Origin of the sequence: Aneurinibacillus danicus (genome assembly GCF_007991215.1) — a bacterium.
GTDB classification, from domain to species: Bacteria; Bacillota; Bacilli; order Aneurinibacillales; family Aneurinibacillaceae; genus Aneurinibacillus; species Aneurinibacillus danicus.
In genome coordinates, this window is the sequence record NZ_BJXX01000127.1 from 1 (window position 1) to 26,361 (window position 26,361).

General features: G+C 39.3%; 20 protein-coding genes and 2 pseudogenes. 4 read left to right on the forward strand and 18 right to left on the reverse strand.

The window, feature by feature from the left end; all coding sequences use genetic code 11:
* From ADA01nite_RS13835 to ADA01nite_RS13855, 5 genes and pseudogenes are all read right to left on the reverse strand, one after another.
* Positions 1-875, reverse strand: an 875-nt coding sequence (locus ADA01nite_RS13835) for a 3-hydroxyacyl-CoA dehydrogenase family protein (protein WP_146810873.1), incomplete at its 3' end; no start/stop codon positions are given.
* Positions 876-1,174: 299 nt separating this feature from the next.
* Positions 1,175-1,473: pseudogene (locus ADA01nite_RS13840) on the reverse strand (GntP family permease); the annotation flags it as partial.
* Between the two features lie 367 nt (positions 1,474-1,840).
* Complete coding sequence (locus ADA01nite_RS13845; protein ID WP_146810874.1) at positions 1,841-3,280, reverse strand: GntP family permease; 1,440 nt, start codon at positions 3,278-3,280, stop codon at positions 1,841-1,843.
* Positions 3,281-3,376: 96 nt separating this feature from the next.
* Positions 3,377-4,414, reverse strand: a complete 1,038-nt coding sequence (locus ADA01nite_RS13850) for a ketopantoate reductase family protein (protein ID WP_146810875.1) — start codon at positions 4,412-4,414, stop codon at positions 3,377-3,379.
* 136 nt (positions 4,415-4,550) lie between these two features.
* Positions 4,551-5,411, reverse strand: a complete 861-nt coding sequence (locus ADA01nite_RS13855; protein ID WP_146810876.1) for a beta-keto acid cleavage family enzyme — start codon at positions 5,409-5,411, stop codon at positions 4,551-4,553.
* A 372-nt stretch (positions 5,412-5,783) separates the two neighbouring features.
* Between ADA01nite_RS13855 and ADA01nite_RS13860 the strand changes: the two genes are divergently transcribed.
* Entirely contained in the window at positions 5,784-7,208 is a 1,425-nt protein-coding gene (locus ADA01nite_RS13860; RefSeq protein WP_146810877.1) for a sigma-54 interaction domain-containing protein, read from the forward strand.
* Positions 7,209-7,611: 403 nt separating this feature from the next.
* Here ADA01nite_RS13860 and ADA01nite_RS13865 read toward each other — a convergent pair whose 3' ends face one another.
* The 6 genes from ADA01nite_RS13865 to ADA01nite_RS13890 form a co-directional block, all read right to left on the reverse strand.
* Positions 7,612-7,923, reverse strand: a complete 312-nt coding sequence (locus ADA01nite_RS13865) for a 3-hydroxyacyl-CoA dehydrogenase family protein (protein ID WP_307724490.1) — start codon at positions 7,921-7,923, stop codon at positions 7,612-7,614.
* 7 nt (positions 7,924-7,930) lie between these two features.
* Positions 7,931-9,892 carry a hydantoinase B/oxoprolinase family protein gene (locus ADA01nite_RS13870; protein ID WP_146810878.1) on the reverse strand — a complete coding sequence of 654 codons (1,962 nt, stop codon included), beginning with the start codon at positions 9,890-9,892 and terminating at the stop codon, positions 7,931-7,933.
* Between the two features lie 67 nt (positions 9,893-9,959).
* The gene (locus tag ADA01nite_RS13875) at positions 9,960-11,996 is read right to left on the reverse strand and encodes a hydantoinase/oxoprolinase family protein (RefSeq protein ID WP_218029566.1); all 2,037 of its coding nucleotides are present in this window, start codon (positions 11,994-11,996) and stop codon (positions 9,960-9,962) included.
* Between the two features lie 440 nt (positions 11,997-12,436).
* On the reverse strand, positions 12,437-12,886 hold the full coding sequence (locus ADA01nite_RS13880; RefSeq protein ID WP_146810879.1) for a hotdog family protein: 450 nt from the start codon (positions 12,884-12,886) through the stop codon (positions 12,437-12,439).
* 35 nt (positions 12,887-12,921) lie between these two features.
* On the reverse strand, positions 12,922-13,479 hold the full coding sequence (locus ADA01nite_RS13885; RefSeq protein ID WP_146810880.1) for an FAS1-like dehydratase domain-containing protein: 558 nt from the start codon (positions 13,477-13,479) through the stop codon (positions 12,922-12,924).
* A 71-nt stretch (positions 13,480-13,550) separates the two neighbouring features.
* Entirely contained in the window at positions 13,551-15,161 is a 1,611-nt protein-coding gene (locus ADA01nite_RS13890) for a long-chain fatty acid--CoA ligase (RefSeq protein ID WP_146810881.1), read from the reverse strand.
* 524 nt (positions 15,162-15,685) lie between these two features.
* On the opposite strand from ADA01nite_RS13890, the gene ADA01nite_RS13895 reads away from it, so the two are divergent.
* The 3 genes from ADA01nite_RS13895 to ADA01nite_RS22635 all read left to right on the forward strand — a co-directional run bounded on the left by ADA01nite_RS13895 (position 15,686) and on the right by ADA01nite_RS22635 (position 17,213).
* Positions 15,686-16,609, forward strand: coding sequence for a LysR family transcriptional regulator (locus ADA01nite_RS13895; RefSeq protein ID WP_146810882.1), 924 nt, complete (start codon positions 15,686-15,688; stop codon positions 16,607-16,609).
* A gap of 165 nt (positions 16,610-16,774) precedes the next feature.
* A complete protein-coding gene (locus ADA01nite_RS23090; protein WP_146810883.1) occupies positions 16,775-16,921 on the forward strand; it encodes a winged helix-turn-helix domain-containing protein in 147 nt (48 codons plus the stop codon).
* The gene (locus ADA01nite_RS22635; protein ID WP_246147344.1) at positions 16,887-17,213 is read left to right on the forward strand and encodes a transposase; all 327 of its coding nucleotides are present in this window, start codon (positions 16,887-16,889) and stop codon (positions 17,211-17,213) included. The genes ADA01nite_RS23090 and ADA01nite_RS22635 overlap by 35 nt, the downstream gene beginning before the upstream one ends.
* On the opposite strand, the pseudogene ADA01nite_RS13910 reads toward ADA01nite_RS22635, so the two are convergent.
* From ADA01nite_RS13910 to ADA01nite_RS13945, 7 genes and pseudogenes are all read right to left on the reverse strand, one after another.
* Positions 17,145-17,312 (reverse strand): annotated as a pseudogene (locus tag ADA01nite_RS13910) (DDE-type integrase/transposase/recombinase); the annotation flags it as partial. The gene ADA01nite_RS22635 and the pseudogene ADA01nite_RS13910 overlap by 69 nt on opposite strands.
* A gap of 213 nt (positions 17,313-17,525) precedes the next feature.
* Positions 17,526-17,930, reverse strand: a complete 405-nt coding sequence (locus tag ADA01nite_RS13915; protein ID WP_146810884.1) for an AAA-type ATPase lid domain-containing protein — start codon at positions 17,928-17,930, stop codon at positions 17,526-17,528.
* 947 nt (positions 17,931-18,877) lie between these two features.
* Positions 18,878-19,864, reverse strand: a complete 987-nt coding sequence (locus ADA01nite_RS13925) for a ComEC/Rec2 family competence protein (protein ID WP_146810885.1) — start codon at positions 19,862-19,864, stop codon at positions 18,878-18,880.
* 119 nt (positions 19,865-19,983) lie between these two features.
* Complete coding sequence (locus tag ADA01nite_RS13930; RefSeq protein ID WP_146810886.1) at positions 19,984-20,796, reverse strand: hypothetical protein; 813 nt, start codon at positions 20,794-20,796, stop codon at positions 19,984-19,986.
* A gap of 595 nt (positions 20,797-21,391) precedes the next feature.
* Positions 21,392-21,889, reverse strand: a complete 498-nt coding sequence (locus ADA01nite_RS13935; RefSeq protein WP_146810887.1) for an acetone carboxylase subunit gamma — start codon at positions 21,887-21,889, stop codon at positions 21,392-21,394.
* Between the two features lie 18 nt (positions 21,890-21,907).
* Positions 21,908-24,127 (reverse strand): hydantoinase B/oxoprolinase family protein, encoded by a 2,220-nt coding sequence (locus ADA01nite_RS13940; protein WP_146810888.1) that lies wholly within the window; start codon positions 24,125-24,127, stop codon positions 21,908-21,910.
* 13 nt (positions 24,128-24,140) lie between these two features.
* Positions 24,141-26,282 (reverse strand): hydantoinase/oxoprolinase family protein, encoded by a 2,142-nt coding sequence (locus ADA01nite_RS13945; protein ID WP_281286015.1) that lies wholly within the window; start codon positions 26,280-26,282, stop codon positions 24,141-24,143.
* Positions 26,283-26,361: the final 79 nt, after the last annotated feature.

A 26,361-nucleotide genomic window follows, 5' to 3' on the forward strand; every position in this document is an offset into this window, starting at 1 on the left:
ATATCATCCTTTGCATACCTATAAAAACCTTCTCCAGATTTTATGCCTAATTTTCCTTCTTTTACTTTTTCTCTTAAGAGTTTATTAGCTTGTCGAGAGTTATCCATATCCTTTAATAGGTTGTCAGCAACAGTACACCAAACATCTAAACCACCTAAATCAGCGACTTCTAGATGACCTGTTGTAGCATATCTAAACGCGGGTCCAAATTTCAATGCCTTATCAATATCCTCAGGCGCTGCCACCCCCATTTGTATAATCGAGAACACCTCTCGTGCTAAACCTTGTTGGAGCCTGTTTGCTACAAGTCCAGGAATATCTTTTAGAACTTTAACAGTTTGTTTTTTGATCGATTGGTAAAATTGTTCAACTTCTTTATAAGTTTTCTCTGGCATGTTTCCGAAATAGGATAGTTCTACAAGAGGCATTAAATGGGCCGGATTATACCAATGACTTATCATTATTTGCTCTTTACGTTTGTCACTGACAAATTTCATCATACCATTCAATTCAAGACTTGATGTATTACTTGTTAAAATGGTATGTGAAGGACAATATTCATCTAATTGTTTAAATAACTTTTGTTTTAGTTCTAAAATTTCAGGAGCAGCTTCAATTACATAGTCTCTATCTTCGACTGTTTGCTGTAAATCTGTAAACAAGTTAATCCTGCTGATAGTTAATGAAATTAACTCCGGTTCAATAAAATTCTCCTCAACCAACAATTCAAGTTCTTCTTGTATTTCTCCTATGGCCACCCTTAATCTATTCTCATCAGTATCATATAAGTTAACATCGTAACCATGCATAGCAAAGGTTTCTGCAATACCATGTCCCATTGTTCCTGCACCTAAAACAGCAACTTTTTTTATCATGATTGTACCCTGCTTTCTATAATTTTCATTAAAATTTAAGTTTTGTAATGACAGTAAAAATCTCCACTCTTCTTACCCAAAAATCTAGCCTTAATTATTTGTTTAAGCAAGAACATAGTTCACTAAAGCCTTCATATAAGTTTTCTTTTCCATAGCAAGAAGAAGTGCATCTAATCCAATTTAGTCAGTTTCAATTGTCCAAGTGGATGGTTGGCTTCTAGTATTATTCGTTGATTCATTTCTTAATCAATCGTTTCCTTGCCATGACTAAATCCTCCGCTTATCAATCTTCTAAAATCTTAGACAATACCTGTTAAGCTATAAACCGCAATGAGCAAAAATGCAGCGAATGTTTTTAATAGCGTGATAGCAAAAATATCCCCGTAAGATTGACGGTGAGTTAGTGCACAGACGGTTAAGATAGTGATAATTGCACCATTATGTGGGAGTGTATCCATTCCTCCTGAAGCCATAGCAATTACACGATGCATTACCTCAGGCGGAATATTCATTGCTGAAGCTGTTTGCAAATACTGCTCTCCCATCGAACTTAGGACGATCCCCTACCTCCTGAAGCTGAACCAGTCATTCCAGACAATACTAGGCATTACCCTTCTTCCTGAATCTATCTATTACAAACAAAACAACCCTAATATTAAGATTATTCCATTAACTGAATCCGCTCTTGTTTGGGAGTTAGGGATTATAACAAAAAAAGATTCCTATCACTCTTTTGCTTTGAGAGAATTATTGAAGCTTCTTGCTAAAGGGTTTCAGAATGAATAATTCCTGTTCTGACGCTTCAAAATTTAAAACAGGTGCAGTCCGAAAAAATTTACAGAAACTAGCCATAAAGCTTACATCGAGTAAATACGTGTCCCCTTAGCGCTAACTAAGGGGGGCAATGACTGTACGATATTTGAATTTATTAATAGTTCCAATGTGATGTAATCATACAAGAACCATTACACAATGCCAGTTAAACTATAGATTCCAATGACTACGAAAACTGTTAGCGTTTTCAATATGGTGATAGCGAAAATATCACGATATGATTGAATATGGGTCATACCACAAACGGTAAGAATCGTAATCACTGCTCCATTATGAGGTAGTGAATCCATCCCTCCGGAAGCCATCGCAATTACCCGATGCATGACCTCTGGGGGAATGTTATATTGTGCCGCCGCCTCCATATACTTGTCAGCCATTACACTCAGTGCAATTCCCATTCCTCCGGAAGCTGATCCAGTAATACCCGCCAAAATGTTAGTTGTGACTGCTCCGTTCACAAGCGGATTTGAAAATACATGTGAAATTCCGTCTTGAACCATGTTAAAACCAGGAAGTGCGGCAATAACACCACCGAATCCATATTCTGAAGCCGTATTCATGGTCGCCAGTAAAGACCCACCAATGCTGACGTTTATATCCGTTTGAAATTTAGCCCGTACTTCTTTCCAGTTATAGGCTATAGTGGCGATTATCCCAATCAACAGGGCAATTTCTACTGACCAAATCCCTATAACTTTGGAAAGTTCAACCTTCCCAAACGACTCTAGACCGATAGACGCGAAATCAAATCCGTTGGGATACCACTTAGGAATGGCCGTGGTAAAAAATTTGTTAGTGACCCCAACAAGAATAAGAGGAACAAATGCAAGAAGTTCACGAGAACGGTTGTTTGAAGAGTCGAGATTTGTTGGAGAAATCTCTTCTACAGCGTGAGCAGTAGCCGCCAATTCTGCATCTGCATCTCCAAAACCTGAATATCCCTCTCCAGCTTTTTGAGCTTTTCGAACGCGTGATTCTAAATAAATCATACCCACAACAAAAACAATAATTCCGCCGATTGTCCCTAAAATCGGAGCAGCGTAAATATCCGTCTTAAAAAAAGTAGTAGGAATTACATTCTGAATTTGTGGCGTGCCGGGTAATGCATCCATTGTGAAAGTGGCGCCCCCTAAAACAATAGTGGCGGGGAGCAGGCGTTTTGGAATGTTTGATTCTCGAAATATATTAGAAGCAAATGGATAAACAGCAAAAACAACAACAAACAAACTTACACCACTATAAGTAAGTACTGCGCTTAATAGCACTGTGGCTAAAATCGCTCGTTTAGGCCCCACCCAACTAATGATAGTTCGAGCAATTGATTTTGCTACTCCGGACATTTCAACGACTTTACCAAATATAGCCCCTAAGAGAAAAACAGGAAAATATAGTTTAATAAAACCCACCATCTTTTCCATGAAGATATTCGAAAAGAAAGGGAGAATGTACGATGGCTCCGTCAATAAGACAGCAAACAACGCACAAAGAGGCGCAAACAGAATTACTGAAAATCCTCGGTACGCAATAAACATAAGCAATCCTAGTGCTAAAAGAATAACTATAAGATCCATACACTTCCTCCTTATTTTTAATTTAATAAAAATTTAGCTTCTGCAGTTAAAATGCAGGAAACCAGGAACGTATGATAGCGGTCTATCCTCTGAAACTCATTTAACCGTATTTAATAAATTAGGGTCAAAATATTTTATATTATCTGCAAATTTCGGAACATACCCATTTTTTTCTGCTTCCTTAACTAATTTGACAACGAGATTATTGTAGGGGGTTTTTATTCCTGCTTCCATTCCCTTTTTACAAATGAAACCATTGATAAAATCTATTTCTGTCTTTCTTTTCTTCTCCAGGTCTTGTAGCATGCTGGCTTTTGTATTACTATGCGGTCCCCAAACTTCTTGATAAAAATCCATTTTATTTGGTATATCATTTTCGTCTTGGAGTTCAAGAAACTCCATATCTCTCCCCTGCATCACTTCTAATTTAATTCCATGAGCGTGTGCAACCTTTATCGTTTCATCTGCAATATGGGCTAAACTAACCATTGCAGCTTCACTGGATAAAACTTCGCCAAAACGGCAGCCTAAAGCAGCTGACATACCACTAAATGTGGCATTCATTAATAGTTTTGACCATTTTATTCCCATGATGTTAGATGAGATATCACAATGACCAACTAAATCCAAAATTCTTTTTATTTCCCTAAGGCGTGGAGTTATCGATCCATCTAATTCACCAATATCAAATGCGTAATTTTTTAAAGTTTGTATTTCTGTTGCGAGTTCAGAAACACCTGGTCCTATCCATGCAGCACCAAATCCTACAACACCCCCAATGGTTCTTTCGCGTCCAATATAAGAAGAAACAAAATCCTCTGGTATACCATTTTGTAGCGTACAAACGATACTATTGGGGTGAAGATGAGGAAGCAATTGTTCTAAAGAAGTCCGGTTATAAACCTGTTTGGTCAGCAAAAAAACTAAATCATAGTGACCATTCATTTCATGAGGAAATAAGGCTTTTACAGGTACACAAACATCCATGAAACCGGTAATTTTTGCACCAAAATGATTTAGTGCCTCTACGTGTTCCTTATTGATATCAATTAAATCTACTTCTTGTCCTCCTGCAGTAATTAAGGCTCCTATTATTGTACCTAAGGAACCTGAACCCATTATTGCAACTCTCATATGTGCTCCTCCTTGTAATGTGATTAGCCGGTCAAATGAATCGAGATTTATTCGGCAGATTCACTCCTCTTAAAGTTTTAAAATAGGGAATAAACAAATTTCCCAGAAAAACAACAAAAAAGCTAAGCCCCCCAGATTACTTAACAACACTACTTATATCCTCCGGTGCTTTTGTACTTCTTAATTTATCTAGTCCTAAAATTTGTCTTGCTTCGTTTGGCGTAGCAATTTCTCTTCCTAAAGTTCGAGATAAATTTACAATTCTTTCAACAAATTGGGCATTGGTTTTAGCTAATTCTCCCTTTCGATAATAGACACTGTCCTCCATACCTACTCGAACATGCCCCCCCAAAACGATGGACATTGTATTAATCGTTAATTGATCTTTGCTTGCCCCAATCGCTGACCAGGTAGAATTAGCTGGAATACTTTCGACCAAATACAATAAATTTTTAGGTGTAGCAGGCATACCACCCTGTACGCCTAGTACGAATTGGAAATGGAACGGAGGCTCGATGAGACCCTTTTTGAAAATTCGCAAGGTATTGTGAATCATTCCAATGTCAAAAATTTCAATTTCAGGTTTTATCTTATAATTTTTCATCTTAATGGCCAACTTTTCTAGAAAAGCAGGGGAATTTAGAAAAACACCTGATCCAAAATTCATTGAGCCAGCATCAAAGCTAGCCATCTCAGGCCGTAATTCGCACACTCGAAGCCGATCTTCATCATTCATATCTATTCCACCAGCCGTGGTCAAGTTGAGAATGATATCACATTTATCCTTTATTCGGTCAACTACTTCAATATAGGTTGCTAAATCAAGGGTATTATTTCCGTCTTGATCTCTCACATGAATATGGGCTATTGCTGCTCCTGCTTGCCACGCTTCATAAACGGAATCTGCGATTTCCTTTGGTGACAAAGGTACGTATGGAGTATGCTGGCGGGTTGTCTGAGCTCCGGTTGGAGCAACTGTAATAATTAGTTTTTCCAAAATAATTCCTCCTTTTGATGATCATAGACTTTTGACACTCTCTTTAAACAATCATACGAACTAGAAATCACTCGTTGAAAATCAAAGTTGATCCAAATAAAAAACACTTGATTTTTCCTTTACAAGAGAATTATTTGATGTAATGAGGATCGTTATTGATGTGATTTCCAACTTTTTATAATTAAATTAAGTTTATACCTTAGTAACTTTGCAATAATTATGCCAAATAAAATTTCTTTTCCCACCATGCTACATTTCATCTATATAATCTTCTGTGCATATGCAATTTTGATTATTTTTTGATTATTTTGTTTTCATTCTATATCCTTTTTTATATACTAGAATTATCGATTTCAAAGGATGTGAAGATCGTTGTATAAAACGCCCTTTTTTCAACTAACAGCTACGGAGGAACTTGTTTATTTATTAACTAGCATTTTCAATACTTCCCATGATGGATTATATGTATGCGATAAGAACGGGTATACACTTTTATATAATGAAGCGTTTCTACAAATTTCAGGAATTTCTATGGAGTTAATGAATACTTATAGCACTATTGAATTACATCAAATGAATGTTGTACCTGAATCCTGTGCAGGCGAAGCCATTAAAACTCAACGATCCTGTAGCACTATAATTGATTATTACAACGGGAAAAAGGCGATTGTTACCGCGACTCCTTTTTTTAACCAAGATCAAGAGATTCTATTTGTTGTGTCTAACGTACGAGACATCACAGAAATTAATCGATTACAACAGGAATTAGAAGAAACTCGACAGGTTAACTTGGCATTTCAAAAAGCACTTGAGCAGATTCAAAATGGATTGGAAAACAATCAACAGTTCATTTATAGAAGTAAAAGTATGCACCAGATTCTCTCCATGGCATCAAGATTTGCTAAAAATGACTCACCTATTCTTTTATTAGGGGAATCCGGGGTAGGAAAAGATGTCCTAGCTAACTACATTCATGAAAAAAGTGAAAGGGGTGGTGATTTTATCAAGATTAACTGCGGAGCGATTCCCGATCATCTTTTGGAATCCGAATTGTTCGGCTATGAGAAAGGAGCTTTTACAGGGGCTAATGCACGAAAAGAAGGATTGTTTGAATTGGCTCATGGAGGCACTATTTTCCTCGACGAAATCGGTGACCTTCCCTATTCCTTACAGGTTAAACTATTAAACGTATTACAAGATTCTAAAATAAGAAGACTCGGAGGAACTCAGACACACGAAATTAATATACGAATTATTGCTGCTACGAATTGTGATCTTGAGTCTTTAGTTGAACAGAAAAAATTTCGCCTTGATCTATACTACCGACTAAATGTATTGTCTATTACGATCCCGCCACTAAGAGAAAGACGTGAAGATATACCTGCTCTTCTATTTTTCTATCTAAAAAAATTAGCCCAAAAATACAAAATGGAGAAAAGAATAGACAATGATGTATTAGAAAAATGTATGGAATATGAATGGCCCGGAAACATTCGCGAGTTAAAGAATTTGGTCGAACGAATGTATCATATGAGTGAAAATAGAATAATTTCATTGAATGAACTACCATCTTTCATTAAAAATTCACAACGAGTCGCATTACAAAATAGCGAAACAGTCAAATATAAGAACAATAAACCATTACCTCTTAAACAGGCCATCGCCGAATTTGAAAAAGAATACATTACGAATATGCTTTCACTTACTTCGACTATGCAGGAATGCGCCGATACACTCGAGGTCAACATCTCCACGCTTGTACGAAAAAAACGAAGTCTAGGGATCAAGTTCAAGTAGTCATTAAAGACTCTAGTAAAAAGAGCCATAAAACAAAATCAGTATTCGTGTGATTGTAAAAAGAGATAAAAAACGATAAGTTTACAATGGAAGCCCTTTATTAAACGGATAGCTTTATATTCTATATGGGTAATGTTAGGATTTTATGTTTTTACGATATTAAGAATAAAAATCCCTATATATCAATATTTTCTGTTTTATTTCATTTAGGTGCAGTTTTAGTATACAAAAGAAAAAAGACGGTTCCTTATGGAATGGGAACCGTCAACATCCTTGATCATCAATTAAATTGCGTGTAAGTCTTGTTCAACTAAATGATCTCATTAAGGTACTATATTTTGGCTTTTGCACTTTGAACCTGTTACAGTTTCTACTGGATAATAAAAACGGTAATGATTTGTCATTACATCATTCCCTGATCGATTTCCTCCGGTGTATTTCCTTCCATCACCAGATAAATGGCCTCATTGAGCATCGGAACAAGAACACGATTTACCGTAAACCCAGGGTAATCGTTTGCGACAATGATTGTTTTGCCTAAACGTTCCCCAACTGCCTTCATTTGCTCTATGGTTTCATCCGAAGTTGTAAGGGAACGGACAATTTCCAGTAAATTCATTACTGGAACCGGGCTGAAAAAATGCATGCCAACGACCTTCTCGGGACGTTGAGTTATGCTGCCGATAGCACTAAAACTTAGTGCGATAAACTCAATTCAATTGTTAGCGGGCAAGTTGAGCTCGAAGCTGTTTTGTGGCTTCATAATCTACTTCAAGCCCTTCCGGGTCTTTGAGTGGATCGCCAATAATTACGACACCGTAATCTTTTTTTGCTCCTTCAATTGTCACGTATTCATCGCGAACGTCGTTCTTGACCTTTTCAGGATCTCGCTCCAATGGATTGCCCCATCCACCGCCGGAATTTATAATGTACCGGAAAAGCGAATTGGGCTTTGTATGCCAAACCGGATTTTTAGCGTAGTAAAAATATTGACCATTCATGTCCAATGTTTTTGTGCGTGGATCTAATACACCAGCAATCGGTGTCGAGTTACGGTAAGCCTCTTGATTCAAATCATAAAGCTGCTCTGCTTTGCTGATATTCAACTGGTCAGGACCCCACATCCATACGGCACCGGAACAACCATCCTTTCCACCATTTGCACCAAACCCGCTTGGCCGTCTAAAATGCAATGGCATGGAGTAATGCTCTGCTTCAGTAAGCCAAAAGGTGTCTTTCAAAACACTGGCTCCGCCTCGATGTTGGCCTGCTCCTGCGGTATCCGCAACATACTCTTTTCTCAAAACGATAGCTGGTATCTCCATTTCAATAGCCTCAATTGCAGGATCCAGACTATTACACAATGGAACCACGCTATAACTGTCACCATCTCCAGCTTTTGTTGCACCCCAAGCTCCATGTTCACCACCGCATTGAGCCGACGTTACCCATGGTGTACCATCAGGCCAACGTCCGTTGGCATTGTGGAGATTAAGAGAAAACACATCGCCTGCTACGGCGTTTTCTCCTAAGACATCCTTCAACGCACGGTAAATCGAATGAAGTATTAACGCTGAAGCCTCGAAATACATCATAATTGTTCCATCGGGTGGCATAGCGCTAACTATGGTAGCATCTGGTAGTACAAGGTCGATATTGCGCATTCCCCCGGAAGTGAAGCGGGAATTAGGATCTAATAAAAATTGGAAAGCCACAGCAACTGCACATTTCGCATCCAAATATCCACAATTGATGGAAGTGCGTGCTTGACGCGAGGAACCACTTAAATCTACTTCAATCCTGCCGCCCTTAACCGTTATTTTAGTCCGCACGCGAAATTCTTCGGAATCATCAATTCCATCACAATCGATATAATCTTCCCCTTCATAAACACCATCTGGAATGTTTTCAATCGCTCTTTGCATGGATTCCGCAGAAATATCGACAGCGTATTGAACAGCACCTAAATATGCTTCTAAACCGTAGCGGTCGATTGTTTCAATAATCAACTTTTCGCCTAACTTTAGATTCTCGTAAATCGACATCATATCCGGTTTCATGACGCTACCGAACCGAGCATTATCAAAAATTAAATTCCACGTTTGTTTACAAGGTTTGTCTTTGTGATACAACAATTGAGGGCTTATCACCAACCCATTTTCATAAACGTTTTTCTTTGTTCCACTGAAACCGGCAGGAACCACGCCTCCCATATCCAACATATGGGCCTGTAGGTTGACAAAACTCACTAACTGATTCTTTCCGTTCACCTTATAAAAAATAGGACGGATGAAACACACATCATTGACATGGGTCCCAATACGGTATGGGTCATTAGCAATCAATACATCTCCTGGTTCCAAATTATCTCGTCCGTATTCTTCCACCGTGTTTCGGATGGCTTCAGGCATGGTTCCACTAAACAAGATTAAGCTGTTACTACACGCCGGCATTGGGTAGTCCTGCTGAGGAGAACCTGAGATGGTTGCGGAAAAATCAAACCAATCGCGCAGAATAACCGAAAAAGCCGTTGTTAGTAATCCGGAACACATATGTTCAACAATATAGCGCAATTTGGTGGAAATCACCATTGCTGTGAACCGGTCACAACCATATCTTTCTTGAAATTGAACATCTGATAAATCACGTATTAATATACTTCTTTGTATCATACTCTCAGTCATCTTGATTCCTCCCTAGAAAATTCAGATTGCATGACAGATTAACGCAATCACACAAAAATTACACATTTCAAACCCTCGTAATGGTAATTTCTCCATATTTTCCTACTGCCGCCTTCTGATCGCTCTGAACAAAAATAGTAGACATCGACTCGCGGATAATGGCTGGACCATAGACAACATCTCCATATAGTAATTCATCCCTCGAATATACATTCGCTGTGATCGGCTCGTCGGTAATATAATGTAGCTCGACTATACTTTCAGGGAGCAAGGAGCCGGATGTCCTTGATGGTAACACCGGGTAATTTACTTTTTCTGTTGGAATGACAATCTGAAGTCTGAATGTTGCTCCGACTACCGGTAAACTGTCAAAGCGATTGCCCCAGGCTCGTTCATAAGTATCATGAAAATTAGAAATCATAGTATGAATGGTATCGCTTGTAATTTCACCATCTGGAATGTCTACAAAAGGTGTTTCCCATGTTTGCCCGGCTAGGTGACCGTCAAAGGTGCGAACGATCCTAATTTCACTCAAATCATCCGATAACTTTGAAATCAATTTTTCTTCCATTTTTTTATATAATAGGTTAATTTTTTCAACTGCCTCTTCATTAAGGGGTAAATAAACGGAACAATTGTCACTGAAGACAAGATCCGAACTCAATAAGCCAAGCGCCGAGAATAAACCGTGATATGGAGGAACCACAACGCTTTTGGCGCCAACCTGATTCAACACAGCAGGCAATAACATCGGACCGGCGGCTCCGTATGCAATCAGGCTATAGTCACGTGGATCGATCGCGTGTTTAATACAGGTATTAACAATCCCTTCACTGATTTCGCTTAAGCCCATGTTGTAGGCGTACTTGATGCGTTTCTCCAAATCAAGATTAGTTTCCAACGATTCAAATGCCTTTTGTGCCAAATCGCGATTCAGGCTAATCCGTCCACCTAATGGAGAGTCACTGCTAAGGATTCCGATCATCATGCAAGCGTCAGTCATGGTTGGATTAATTCCCCCTCTCCCATAGCAGGCAGGACCCGGGAGGCCTCCGGCGCTTTCGGGACCGACCTTTAACTCGCCGGTAGAGGAATCGATTTTAATAATACTGCCACCGCCTGCCCCGATACTATGAACCTCATTCGTCAAAGTGTTCACAAGTAAGTCATGTTCCAATTGAAAATCCGTCGTTACAGTCGGTTTTCCGTTTTTTACGATGCTGATATCGGTTGATGTTCCTCCAATATCTGCGCAGATAATATTATCTTGTCCGATTAAACTGCCAAAATGGGCACTGGAAACAGTTCCCCCGGCTGGACCGGAAAAGACAATTTTATGAGGTCTCTCTAATGCAAAATCGGAAGGGGAGAGATTCGCTGCGCAGTCAGCAAAATTAATTTCTCCAATGAAACCCTTATCCCGTAATCCACTGATTAGATCTTGCGAATACTTGCCGTAAACAATTTTCATAAAAACGTCAATGACGGTTGTTGATGAACGGGTAAACTCCTTTGCAAGCGGGGATGTTTCAGATGAAATTGAACATGGAATATCCCCTAATACCTCTCTGACTAGCTCCATTAAACGGTTCTCATGTTCGGGATTGACGTAGCTGTTAATTAAACAGATCGCTACACCTTCAACGTTACATTTTTTCAAAATGTCGAGTTGTTCACGTGCTTGTTCCTCATCTAAAGGGATAAAGACGTCGCCGTTGCTCTTAATACGTTCACGAATTCCACGCCGTAAATAACGGGGAACCAACGGCCTAGACGCATCGCCAAACGACCTTCTCCAATGGGGATCGGTCTGAGCTTCAAGCGGCCGCATAGCGCGCCCAGCATCCAAAATGTCCCGATGGCCCAGTGTGGTTAAAAAGGCAACTTTAGGAAGGTTACGTGTCAAAATAGCATTTAGTCCAGATGTGCTAGCATGGTTAAATACCGCCATATTCTTCAAGCCTACTAATTCTGCACCCTCAATTACCGGCAGCTCCATATTCTTAGGATTTGTAGGAACCTTTACTGCCGTTATTTTACCGTCTTTTACAGCAATTACGTCGGTGAAAGTTCCCCCGACATCGACTCCGATCATTCCACTCATACTTGATCTCCTTCCATTCTTTCATTTTTAAAGTTCAAGGTTTATACAACATTCACCGTGAGCAGGATGTAAGTTTCAAAGTGATTCCGTCAATGTTCTTATCGACCCAAATAATCCCCATTTCTCCCTTTTGAGCGAGCACAGACAGGTCTGACATTTTTCCACTTTCCACCAACCGCCCTCACTTAGAACAGGGTAAGCTTTAATATCTGTTCCATTACATTCTGGGCACTTTCCCCTTACCGATTTTTTTTCAACATACAAATATGGATCTGTTGGTCGTAATACAGGTTGCATTTGTTTTCACCTCTTATATTTTATAGTTTCAATAAATGAGTTATATTTTGTGACTTTTGAAAAAACTTTTTTCATAAAAATAGTTTTGTTCAAACAACGGTAAGCGTTTTCCTATTCCTAAAATATAAAATAGGTGACACAATTTAATTAGCTTTCTCTCTTAAGGGGAGAGTTACAATAACTGCTCCAGGACCCACGGTAATACCTTTGGAGTTCTCAGACCAAATTTCAAGCTCTACTAGAAACTCTTTTTTTTCTCTCCATTTCTTCTTAACAGTACCTTTTGTCACAACTGTCTCTCCTACGGTGTTGAATACTTTCATACGGAAGCCTTTTAGACTCTTTATAGTACCGGCTAGACCAATATAATTGCGAATTGTTTTCTCCCACATCCCTTGAAGAAATATAACGTTTGCGTACATGTCAGGGGCACCCGTCTGCTGGGCATACTCCGAATTGTGGTGAATGGAATTGAAATCTCGATTGGCACCTGCGGCCATAACAAGTCTGGCAACAGTTAGTGGAAATTCTACAGATGAAATCTCATCTCCTATCTCAACATCTTCCCAATATAGTTGATCGATTTTTCTCATAATTTATCCTTTCTTTCATAGTGAAATTTGCCTAATCAATCTAATGGAAAGTAGTGGTACGTACCTATACGAACAATCGCTACTAACTCTTCTTTTTCGTTTTGAACTTTTGTTTCCCAAACCATAAATGCTCCGCGGCCTACCTTTGTTTCTTTTGGGATACAAGAGAGCAGTACATCTCCTACTCGACAGAGCCGCTCGCCCACCAAAATTGGTTTGATATAATCAACTTCAATATCTGTAGCGAAATAACAGGGTGTTTTCGGTGCAAGGTCTGTTTCAATTTGCAGCAATGGACTTTCCGCTGCCGGAGCATTTCTATCGGCAGTATTGAAAACATGCATACCTGGTTTCCAATAGGGTGGGATCAACCATGTTAAGAGACTACTATAAGGAGCAATGACATCGGTATAACCGAATTCCATTGCAACGGATTGATCGTAATGTAGTGCACAATCAAACTCAAGTGGTTCTAAGAAACGGCGGACCGTACTGAGTTCTACAGCGTCTGCCCCCCATTGATACTGTCCTTCACTGAAATCCACCCCTATTGCTTCAACCATCGGTTTCCAAGCCTTTTTCCAATCTAACATACCTCTTAATCCTTTCTCTATTGAATCGATTTTGTGATGTGGGATAAATTACTTAATCCTTTTCACTCACTCTAAGTAAGTAGGGTTTGACTCACCATTTTGCGCAATAGATTTTTATTATATTTACCATTTGCATTTTTAGGTATTTCATCTACGAACATAATTTGATCCGGTAACCACCACTTTGGAAACTTAGGCGTCAGCCAATCGATTAGTTCTCCTTCCATATTGGTATTATTTTGCCCTTTTTTCAGTAAAACGCAAGCCAAAGGTCGTTCTAGCCACTTTTCGTGAGGAATAGCAACAACACAAGCTTCTAAAACGGACGGATGAGCCATTAATTCATTCTCTAGTTGGACAGAAGATATCCATTCCCCACCACTTTTAATGACATCTTTGTTCCGATCAACTATGCGTATCGATCCTTGTTTATTTATTGTGGCAATATCTCCGCTTCTCCACCATCCATCAACAAACGCCGATAAAGATCGTTCGTCATTATAATACTCACTCGCAATCCAAGGTCCACGCACTAGAAGTTCTCCCATATGTTCATCATCCCATGGAACTTCTTCGCCCAATTCATCTACAATTTTCACCTCCAATCCAGGTATTAACATTCCTTGTCTGCAACAAATATTAATCTTCTCATCGTCACTAAGCTGCTTTTGATCGCGTCTAATACGTGTAAATGAAACCATTGGAGAAGTTTCCGTAGCACCGAAGCCCTGAACAATTGGCACTCCATATTTATAGAAAAACTTTTCAATTATTGCCTTAGGTACCGCTTGTCCTCCGAGATGAAGTTTGCGCAAACTGGACAAGTTATAAGGTCGCTTTTCTAGGATAGTCAACATATCAACACCCAAGGTAACCGCACCTGCCGCATAGGTTATTTTCTCTGATTCTATTAGTTCCAATAGTTCATTAGCTTTGGGTCGTTCACCTGGCAGCACCAATTTAGCTCCGGTAGCAATAGCAGCATACGGTAAGCCCCAAGCATTCACATGGAACATTGGGACAATTGGCAAGATATGATCGTGCTCGGAAATTCCCATCACATCTGTATGGCATAAGGCTGACGCATGGAGGTATATACTTCTTTGGGTGTATGCCACTCCTTTCGGAAGCGCCGTAGTGGCCGATGTGTAGCAAATAGTAGCGGGTGTATTCTCTTCCAATTCTTCAAAACAGAAATTAGAATCAGTTTGGGAAAGAAGTTCTTCATAACAGTACAGCGGTGAGAGAGTCGTTTTTGGTATAGTATCTCCCAAAATGACATAAGCTTTCACCTTAGGCAACTGATGGGCTATAGCTTCTATTGTTGGAAGTAAATCTTTATCAAAAAATAAAACCTTATCTTCGGCATGGTTAATGGAATGAACAATTTCCGGTTCACCATATCGAATGTTAACAGTATGCAATACGGCCCCATAACATGGAATCCCCCAATATAATTCAAGATGCCTATAGTTATTCCATGCAAAGGACGCAATTTTGTCCCCTTTTTTTATACCTAAAGAATTTAAAGCATTGGCTAATCGCCGGACCCGATCATAAAATTGGGCATAATTATATCGAAATAAGGAACCATCTGCTTCTCTTGATACAATCTCATTGTCGGGAAAATATCGAGCAGACCTATCTAATAATGTCTTTAAATTCAGTTGATATGAATTCATATTTACCTCCTTCTCCCTACAAAGGTGTAATATAACCTCCGTCCTCTTTAACAAGGAAATTATGACACCATTAGTTTTTTAAAACACGTTTCTTTGTTAAACTTGGTGTATTCGCTTTCAATGACTCTCAGTATATCCAATCCACTCCTTTATTTTTGTTTTATTATTATGATATTTTAGATTATTCTAATATAATAGATAATAAATATAAAGTTAACGTTACCTACATATCTGTAAGTTAAAATTACATAAAGATGTTGAGGTACAAAAATAAATCCTTTATACAACATGGCTAAATTGATAAGTTTATAGGAAGGAAATGAGGTGAGATTCCATAATTAGAACAAGTTTAAATGGGATGGGATGAACCTTTACATGATAGCGGACCATGCTATGAAAGAAGGATTACATAGATATATATTGACCAAAGTTAATAATATACGTTAATTAATTTGTATATAAATTTTGATTAACATTGAAATTAAAAATAGTAAATTAATATTAAATAAGAGAGGTAAATTGAGATGCACATTGAGCAACTTGAATATGTAATTGAGGTGGCAAAAAAAGGAACTATTTCTAAAGCAGCTGAAAGCTTACATGTATCTCATTCTGCTATAAGTCAAGCAATTTCAAACCTCGAAACAGAACTAGGAATACCTATTTTTAAACGTTCTCGTTCTGGTAGCATTTGCACAGATGTAGGGGAAACTGTACTGAAATTGTCCTACGAAATTATGAATAAAATTATGGAGCTGAAAGAATTAGGACAACATCCAAACCAGGTAAAAGGCAATTTATCTATATCTTCTTCTCCTATTTTTTTCTCGACGTTTCTCCCTGAAGCTTTGAACATCTTTAAACTGGATTATCCTCATGTACAAGTTGAAATTAATGAAAATAGCACAGAAGCTATTATAGAGAGTGTAAAAAATTATCAAATTGATCTTGGCTTAATTTTTGGATCGGACGAAACACTTAGAGAGGTATCTCGATATTTGAAATCACGCTCACTGTATCAACCTAAATTTATGGTTACTGTTAGTAGAAAGTCACCCTTAGCTAACAAGGATGTAATCTCTCCTGAAGAAATGCTTCAATACCCTCTAATTATTCGAAATGAAAAATTCGCCATAAAAGTTTGGGAAGATATATTTTCAACATACGGTCAGGGTGAGATTTTATTTTATTCAAACAATGACGATGTAATCAAAAATGTAATAGCGAATAACTTAGCAGTTGGTTTCTTTACAGATTTGATGGAACAAGATCCTATGGTATTAAAAGGAGACATTTGCCTGATTCCTTATGTGGACCAAATAAACATGCCAACGCTTCATTTGATTTGCATACAAGCAAAAAATAAATACTCTCCTGTTATAGAAAGAGAATTCGTTAAGTACACAATAATGCAATTGAATTCGTATAGATCGAAAACATTGGAATGATAACGGGAAAATACAATAAAATTATTAGAAGGATTGTCTTTTGCTAAATTTTTTCAAGAAGGTGGGCTTTCATTTTCCTCCGGGAAACCGTCCCTTGTTGTCTCCGCATGAGCAAGAAGAAGTAAAGCGTGTGATGCAGGAAAGTACGCCTGCAAAAGAAGGAATATGCTCATCCGTATGGGATTCCGCTGGAAGCGAACTACGTATGTGTTAGCGAAGACGAATTCAGAAAAGCAACAAGCATTTCTCCGTCAATTAGAGGTAATAAAAAAACCTAATGGACGAAAATACAGTGCTGCTTGCACAGGATGAAACCAATATTCGTTCGTATCAAGTCCTGCGGGCTACATGGTCCCAAAAAGGACGGCAAAAACAAATCCCTGCCTATGGCCATCATGCCCAGGTTACATTGTTCGGAACGGTTGACATTCAAAGTGGTGATGTCTTTTGTACAACAGCACCCTCCTGTGATGCGATCTCGTTTTTACTATTTTTAAAACAAGTAGTCACTCGACATGCGGATAAATTTGTAATGAATATAAAAAGACCGCAAAGCTTCCTTCAAAAAGCGCTTTACAGCCTTGTGGTCTCTTGTTTTGCTTAGGTAAAAATCAATGGTCTTTCCTTTCGAATCGACAGCACGATACAGGTACATCCATTGCCCTTTTACTCTGATATAAGTTTCATCTACTCTCCAGGAGTTATCGGATTCGCGTTCTTTTTGATCATATCCTGAGCAAAATGATTTATCTGCTGAATCCGTCATAAATACGAAACCCGGCTTATCTGAGAAACTCATCGTGCTGATTTCAACTCTTTAGCCAGTTCACGAAGAGTAAACCGCTGAACCTTACCTGAAGCTGCCATTGAAAAATATCAAATTATTAAAAATCTTTAATTATTTTATTATATCGTATTATCCTAAATTAAACTTCCTCATTTTGTTGTAAATGGTCCATCTCGATATATTTAAAATTCGTGCCGCTTGAGTAATATTCCCATTGGTTTGATTTAATGCCTGAATTAAGGTACTCTTGTCTATGTTTTTTCTTCGAAAAACTTTTCTTTCTATCTTATTATTGTTTTCGTCCATCTTCTCTTCCCTCATAGAGAAATTTGGCATGGCCGATTGGATTTCGAATGGAATGTCTTTCAGCTGAATGTGTGCGTCGTCTGCATGAAACACCATTTTTTCAATGACGTTTTTCAATTGACGGATATTTCCCGGCCAGGCATATGCACACAAAGCTTCCATTACTTCATGATCCATAACTGGGGGTACATTTCCTTCCCCGGAATGGTTCAGAAAATAATGAACCATTCCGGGGAATGCTCTCTTTATCGCCTGTCAGTATCATCATCTATGTCATGGAAACCAACATCCGTTTTCTGCCATCTTTATCTATGTAGAATCCTTCATATCCTTCCTGTTCATGACCAAAACCGCCTTCATAAACAACATAATCGATAAAGGGAAGCGCCCATGTTTTCTTTCCCCTTGGATTAGACATGTATCGAATAATTTCTATCCCATATATTCCGTCTTCCGTTACATCAATATGGTATTCCTGCTCAAACGTTTTGTCTACCTAAACTTCATCATTAAATTTAATCTCAATATAATTTGGGTACTCTCGAACGCTTCCCCCCTGCAAGGGGAAATCGATGATTTGAGCGGAAGGTAGCTCGCAAGGCTGAGGCTTTTCCTGATATGCGTTGCGCGTCACTCTTACCCCTAACCAGTTCATATTACAGTCGTAAAGTAAGTATCCATTCACATTTGTAATCGTTCCGCACAGAGGAAGTCTCTTCTTTGGGTAAAGAATACATAGAACTAACACGGAGACTATAGGGCAAAGTCATAAACTACTCCTGTATTTTTTAACCATTCACCAATAGCACGGCGAATAACCTGCTGAAAGGAAGATAGGTCTGTTTTCTATATACGCTTTCTGAAATGTTTCAGGTGACTGTTTCTATCCAATTTACTGGGGTAAAGTAAATACGGAGATTTAGAGTTAATCAAGGCATTTGCTAGTATGACTATGTAGGTTATTATGGTTCACTCTAACTCCCCCCTTCGTAAGATAAATTTTTCTTTTTTATGTATAACATCACTAGCGTTGCATTAAAATTAGATGGGTTCATTTTCCTTATCCTGGCATAAAAAATCCTTTACAATGGAAAGCACAGGTGGTTCCTGTCCAAATCCAACGTAAAGGAAAACAACTATGGACAAGGTTAAATTTTTAATTTCTAAACCCCCACTTAACAATAATCAGCAGCACCCATATGGGTTACTTTGACAAGATTAACTGGATGCTTTTTTAAGAATACATCATAATGCACTATGCCGAAATCACCACTTTTAAATCCTGTGTTAGAAACAATGCTTTTTTTAGATTTATATTGATTTATTATTTCAGGACGAGGTAAGCTACTACTTGAGTATGTAGTTGTTACAGCATGACTCAAGCTATTGATAAATCGAAATATTTCATTTGAGTTAGGTGAGCCATGATGAGGAATCTTCATAATTAAATTGTCACTAAAGCAGTCTTCTGCTTCATTTCTTAGCATTTTTTTAATAACATAATTGTCTAAATCACTTGTAAGACATACTGAGATTGGTACTATATCAGGATGTGTAATTAACAACCTTAAAGTAATGGAAAAAAAGTTTGGATGAGACCTAATCTTGTTGTGTTCACTAAAATAACTTTCTACTACCTTAAGCGAAAGCCCTTTTACTATATGGGATAAAGGTGAGTAACTCTTTAATTCTAGTTTTAGAGGGGTTGTACTACCAGCAAAATTATAATAAAAAGTACGGGAAAAACCATGATTTGCCGAGAAATGATTTGCAGGATGAATATTTTGCTCTGCTAATTCAAATATTCTTTTATATTCCACATCAAAATCATCCTCAAATTTACTAAAAATTTCTTTTGGAGCAAAACCTTCTGGTGTTATAAACATTGTTTTCTCGTAATCAACGTAATTCTCCATAACCTCAGATAAGCCCAAAGTATGGTCTTCATCAGTATGCGTCCAACAAACAAAGTCTAGGTGATTAATACCCAGACTTTGTATGAACTCTACAGTCTTTGAGTATTGTGAAGTCCTATAGCAGTCCACAACACCAAAAAATTTATCAGCAAAATTAACTAAAATACTTTCGCCTTTTTTCTCATAACCAATAACGTATATACTTAATTTATCATTTAGTTTTATGAACTTGTTTGTTAGCTTCATAAATATTAGCCCTCAGACTGTGACCATAGTATATTGAAGTACGATTTATTGGACGAAGAGCTTTTTCAACAGGGCGAAAGGTATTATTTTTACTGCGCGGCTTAAATTCTTTGTATCCATCAGTCTGATATCTGTTCATGATAATCCCCCAACCTTTCACCAACGGAAATTTTCTTAAGACCTTCTTCTGATAAACTTGCTTTAAAAACATTATAAATTTGCTCATTCATTTGAGTAAGAAGATCAGCCGGCTCAACAAATGGTTTATCCACACACAGAGCCTCAAATTGAAGTAGCAAACGAATAAGTGGTTTATTCTCTATTATACCATTATCCAGCAATTTTGCCACATTTACATGTAAATCATCCACCATAAAATTTAAAGTCTGATTCATTTGAGAAAGAGGATTCATCCAATCAACCATATCTCCGTAAAAATCCAAACCAACAATTTCTTTTCTAAAGTCCTGAACAAGTTTTTTTGGGTTTTCATAAAACACTTCATTAGTTTTCGTAAGTGAAAACCTCCTCGTTCGAATCTCCTCATTAGTTTGCAGCACCTTGACAAGAGCCAAGAAAATTCTTTCCATTTCGCTAAATCGAATATAGTCATTACCAACATCTTGTGTAACTTTTATAAAAAACTGATTCACTTCAACTGTTAAGTTTTCCTGCCTGTTAAAAAACACATGTGATGTAATATCCTTTATATATTCATATGGAATGTTCATTTCGGTTAGATAATCTGAGAAGTCAAAATCAAAAGGACTTAAAGTTCTTGTTAAACTTGCATCTAGATTATTCTTAAAGCAAACTGTTTGTATTTCCTTTAATCCATTATTCGATACCCTAATTATGTCTTGAAAATCCATTCTAATAATAATTTTCTTTAATATATGTCCAATTATCTCCTGCCGATCATGTTCAACCATCAGATATTCCCCCAGAGATTAAACAAATTTTTAAAATTTTATTGTCCAATTATTTATTATCAATTGTGCTATAATACTTACCTAATTATACCATAACTAAAGTATTTCCTTATACGTACTTCTTTGCAGGAACAGAACTACAATACCTCAATATGTTATCAACGCCATGTCCTTATAGGAAACCTCAAAAATATTGTCGTGTCGAGGGGTTGACTATAGACAATAGACACAAGGATAGGCTTACCATCCCTTGGTATGCTTCAGAACTCCAAAAGTTTAGATCACAGGATTTACTGTTCACATAACAAAAAATCCGTTATTGTTTTAGAACAAGAATTTTGGTACGATAATTTATAAAGCTAAGAAAATTATGTACTCTTAGCAAGTGAACATAATTTCTAGGGCTATCATCAATAATCCTTGAGGTCGACCTAATAATTAAGTCAACTTCCCCATAAGTTCTCGCTTTGCAAACCTCAATATATATTATGTTAACTAATAAAAATCCAGATGTACCACTAACTCCCCGCTCCAAGTGCTGAGCTCCTCGATAAAAGAAAAACGACCGACACCTTGTGGGCGTCGGTCGTTTTGTTTAAGGTGTTGGAACCGGTCTGTTTAACCAGTTCTCATAGTAAGCCTCGATGTCTGGTTGAAAATCAAAGATAAACGGATATCCAGGTGGAACGGCTTCTACCTCTAGCATCGTGAAGCATGAAGGACAATAGAATTCACGAAGATGCATCCATTTCGGGTCACATCCCATAAATTTAGGATAAACCTCCATAATTTTTTCTTCCGTATCACGGACATATACATTAGCAAAGAGTTTCCAATTTGTTGTATATTCGCAAAATTCATGTCCGCAATCGCACTTTACAATCCGCTCCCCGGTTTCCTTCGCTACAATGTTAAGGTGCAGTCCATATGGCATAATGATTTTATCATCATATGGAACACGCTCTTGCAAAATAGAGACATATTGATCAAATCGATCCGCGTCTTTAAAGGAACTTAAAATTTTGTGCACCTGCCGGAACGATAGCTTCCCGTCTACTAACTCCTCTATCATTTTTCGCTCATAGGTTGGCATTATATCACTCCATTCTGTTTAAAATTTGAAGTTAGCCGGCAAATTCCAGAAGGCCCTGAACTTATTTGCCCACTTCTCGCTTAATTCAAAGCTACTTACATACATATCACGGACAGGGTAATAGAAATCCCCTTTTGTAATTTGTTCTCTCTGCTGCTTAATGTATTCCGCAGCAGGAATAGACTTAGCAGCACGTTCCTTACGTATTTGTTTTCGCTTTTTCTCCGTCGCTTTTTCATCTACACGGTATTTTCCTTTATCATCAGAAGTAAATACGGCTCCAAATACTCGTTCCGCAAACCGGGGCAGAATATCCCTATCATTCAAATCCTGTTCAATCGCTTTTGGATCTCTCTCAAGCGGGTCTCCAAGTCCTGGACCTCCTCGCTGCACAGCCAGATATAAATCATGCTCCTTAAAGTCCTCTGCCAAGGTTAATGCCCGATAATCAAGAACCTCTTTCTCTGCCTTCACCAATGGACTGTATTGCGAATCTTCAGGATCACCTTCTCTGCATGGAAGGGGGAGCTGCTTCTGAATCAGTTCCTTTATATTCGTATTATGAAGGTTGTGGCGATAGCCTGTATTTCCTGGATATCCGCCAAAAATTCCGGCACCGTGGAAGACATGCCCCTCTCCCACATTGAAAATAACTTGCTCTGGAGTTTTCCATACCATTCGGAGCGACTCATAACCGGATCCTCCTCTATATTTCCCCATACCTGCCGTTTGCGGTTTTACACGTCGACCAAGATAGAGAAGCGGCTCAAGGATTTCCCATGCTTCAATATCCCCCATGTCCCCTTCAGGGTTCCACATCGCGGCACAGTATCCTTCTCCGTCTTTAATGAAACCAGCGCCCGTTCCTTGGCAGGAGTGTTCAAAACTTGTAAAAGCAGAGTCTAACCCATATTGGTTCGGTCCGCCACCCATGGTTAAATTCCATGTTCCTGGATATCCTGCTGATACTTCCTCGACATACCCTCTTGCCTGATAAGCGCGGCCAAGGCTGCGAATCATTCCTGTAAAGCTTGGAATTAGGAACAGCCAAGAAAGTGTAGTGGAAAGGGTTTCATTATCCGGATTAGACCAAGAGCCTTTCGGAAGAATACACCTGGTTGCAAAGTATGCTCCATCATTGACCTTGTCATTTGGAATCAAGGTTTGTGTCAACTGCACCCAGAGAGCCCCCTGCATTGCGCTTGGTGGACAGTTAAAGGAGTGATAGCCCCATTTATTTGCTCCTTCTAGACTGAGAACAAACTCTCCTTCTTTTCCAATCTCCAGCTCAAGTGGTGCATGCATAAGCTGATTTTTTGCGGCATATGCCGGCATACGAACCTCACCTTCAAATGGAACATCCATAAAGGAAGGAGCCTCGTATTTTCCAGGGACCAGCATTTCCTTTACTCTGTCACGAAATGCCAGGCGTCCCTCTTCAATAACCTCGCGCGTAAAGCGTTTGTATGTCTCAATCCCCTCTTCCTCGATTACACGCAGTACAGCATCCCGTACCATTTGGCAGCCAGCAAGGCGTGTTCTTTCATCAAGTAGCCAGTACATGGGAGCACGTACCGCCTTCTTTGCCCGCAGTTCATAACTGGCGTACAGCTCATCATTTTCACCAATTTTCTCACAGGTTACGATAAGCCCGTCTTCATACCGCCCTGTTTGTCCATATGCCATACTTCCAGGAGTTGACGCACCGACGTCAATTTCATGTGTTACGCCCCCGGCCCAGCCAATAAGCTCATTTTCATGGAAAATCGGGATAATGGTATGCACGTCGGAGTTATGAACATCCCCAATGAATGGATCGTTGTTTCCAAATACATCCCCGGGACGAATTTTCGGGTTTGCTTCCCACCCGTTACGGATCATGTATTTAATCGCGTCAGACATCGTATGCACGTGAACTATAATTCCTGTAGAAAGAGCGATAGAATCTCCTTCCGGGGTATAAAGAGCAAAGCAGAGCTCACCAATCTCCTTAACAATAGGGGAAGCCGAAATATTTAGGGCAATTTCCCGTGCGTTAACAAGGCCGCCACGGAGGCGCGAGAAGATTCTTTCGTAGCGAATAGGGTCCTGTTGCTTCAGCTCAAGTTCTGTGAGTCCTGCATACCGACCAGTTTCCTCCAGATACTTTTCAGATTTTTCAAGCATTTGTTTTAGCGTTTGCCCGTTCCAACCAATTGCATCCTTTGGGTTTATGCTTTTTTCCCACATTAATGACATGCTTATTCCCTCCTTATTTCTGAGTTTCATTCTGCAGATGGAATATACGGTGTACGTCCAAATACGCTGTTCTTCCCAACGGAACAACAAACGTGGAAGAAGGTGATTCAATAATGCTCATGCCTTTTACACGATTTCCTGCTTTCATTGCCTCCATCTCCCAGATGTCCGCTTTTATCCACTTGCCGCGATAATATACGTCTCTCTGTCCTTTATATGCCTCTGCCGGTGGCTGTTCTTCACTAAGCGGCTCAATTGGCAGCTTCGGCTTCTCGACTTCTACCACCCCTGTCACAACGGCTGTCGTAATTAGATATCCAAGCTCAGGTGATTTTGCAGAGCGCGCATATACCTTCCCGTACATTTCTTCGAAGTTCATTACAATCTTCTCAAGCTGTTTGAGATTCTCTATTTGGCCTGTTTCACTGCGAATCTCAAGATCATTCAACTGTCCCTGGTATTGCATACGTACATAATGCTTGTATTGAATACGCGATTCGTCTACTTTGCTTTTTTCAAACTCTGCCTTTACTTTCTCCCGGAGCTCTTTCCATGCCTCATTCAACGCCGCCGCTGTAATTAAAGGATCAACGCCCATAGCACCAGCTATCGGTAAATCGACCGTTTTGTCATAGCGGTATTCAAAATCAGCACACGAACAACCAAAAGCCGAAAAGCCGGCAGCCCAAGCTGGTACGAGTACATCCTGAAAACCGAGTCCTTCCGTATAGCCGGCTGTATGCAGGGGGCCGCCACCGCCATAGGAGAGCATCGTATAGTTTACAGGTGTATACCCTTTTCCAAGAACCATCGCAATCACCTGATTACGAAGCGAGTCTTCAAACAAGCTGATTACACCCTGTGCCGCCTCATATACATCCATGCCAATTACATCAGCGACCTGTTCCTTAAATGCTTTATATGCCCGTTCCTTATTCAGCTTAACCTCTCCACCGAGGAAGTTATCGGGGTTTAAATATCCGAGAATTAAGTTACAGTCTGATATTGTCGGTGTATCCACGTCTCCCTCTTCATAGCATACTCCAATCCTGTAGCCAGCACTGTCAGGTCCAAGTTCAATTCGTTTTGTCGATGGATTCACTCGAATATAGGTTCCGGTACCTGCCCCAACAGAATCAATTTGTACAAGCGGGAGATTTAGGATGAAACGTGCAATATCCGGTGTGCTCTTAATTTGATACTCTCCATCAGTAATAAGGGCCAAGTCAAAGCTTGTTCCTCCGATATCCGTACACACCACGTTAGAACTGCCCAGCTGATCCGCCAGGTATTTAGCTCCGATCACCCCGCCGATCGGTCCCGACACCAGGGTGCGTGCTAGTTGTTTAGCCTCAATCCCAATGGTTCCCCCGTGAGAAGCCATTACTCGCATCTCAAAATTTGCTCCCAGCTTTTTACTCGCGTCATTAACTTTTTTCAATTGATCACGTGACGGTTCTGCAGCATAGGCCTCAATAAGCAAAGTATTGAGACGAGGAAAGTCACGACGAAGCGGGTACAATTCAGATGAAAGGAAGAGCGGGATGGATACTCCCTCTTCCTTAAACACCTCTAGCGCAATTTCTTTAACCCGTTGCTCATGTGAAGGATTTTTATAGGAATATAGAAGATTTACGCACAAATATTCGATCTCCTCGGCAATCAGTTCCTTTACTGCCTGTCGTACATCGTCCTCATATAACGGAATAATTACATCACCGAACAAATCAGAGCGCTCCGTAACCCCGCGAATACGTTCCCGTGGAACAAGCGGAGTATTATGAGTATGAGTAGCAAGGTGCAAACGATCCGAGTAGGAATAACCCAGATATGTTTGAAGGCCCCGTTCCATCCGAAGGTAGTCCTCCTGCCCTTTGGTGACAATCAATCCTATACGCCGTCCTTTTCTCTCTAAGAGACGGTTCAGCATAGCCGTACCTGAATAGATTCCTGAAACAAGCGAAGAGAATGCTTCATCAGAACTGATACCCCAATAACTGAGCGCATCGTATACTGAATTGGTAAATCCAACAGACTCATCTTCCGGTGTGGTCTGAGATTTCCCCACCACAAATTCTCCGTTCGCATCAATCAAAAACGTATCCGTCATTGTTCCTCCAGCATCAATAGCTAGAATTTGAGGTATTCTTGCCACAAAGCTTCCTCCTTTGTATGATTTTTCTCTATGCCTTTTACCAGAGCAAATTCTATGCCAATATTGAAAGCGCTTTTTT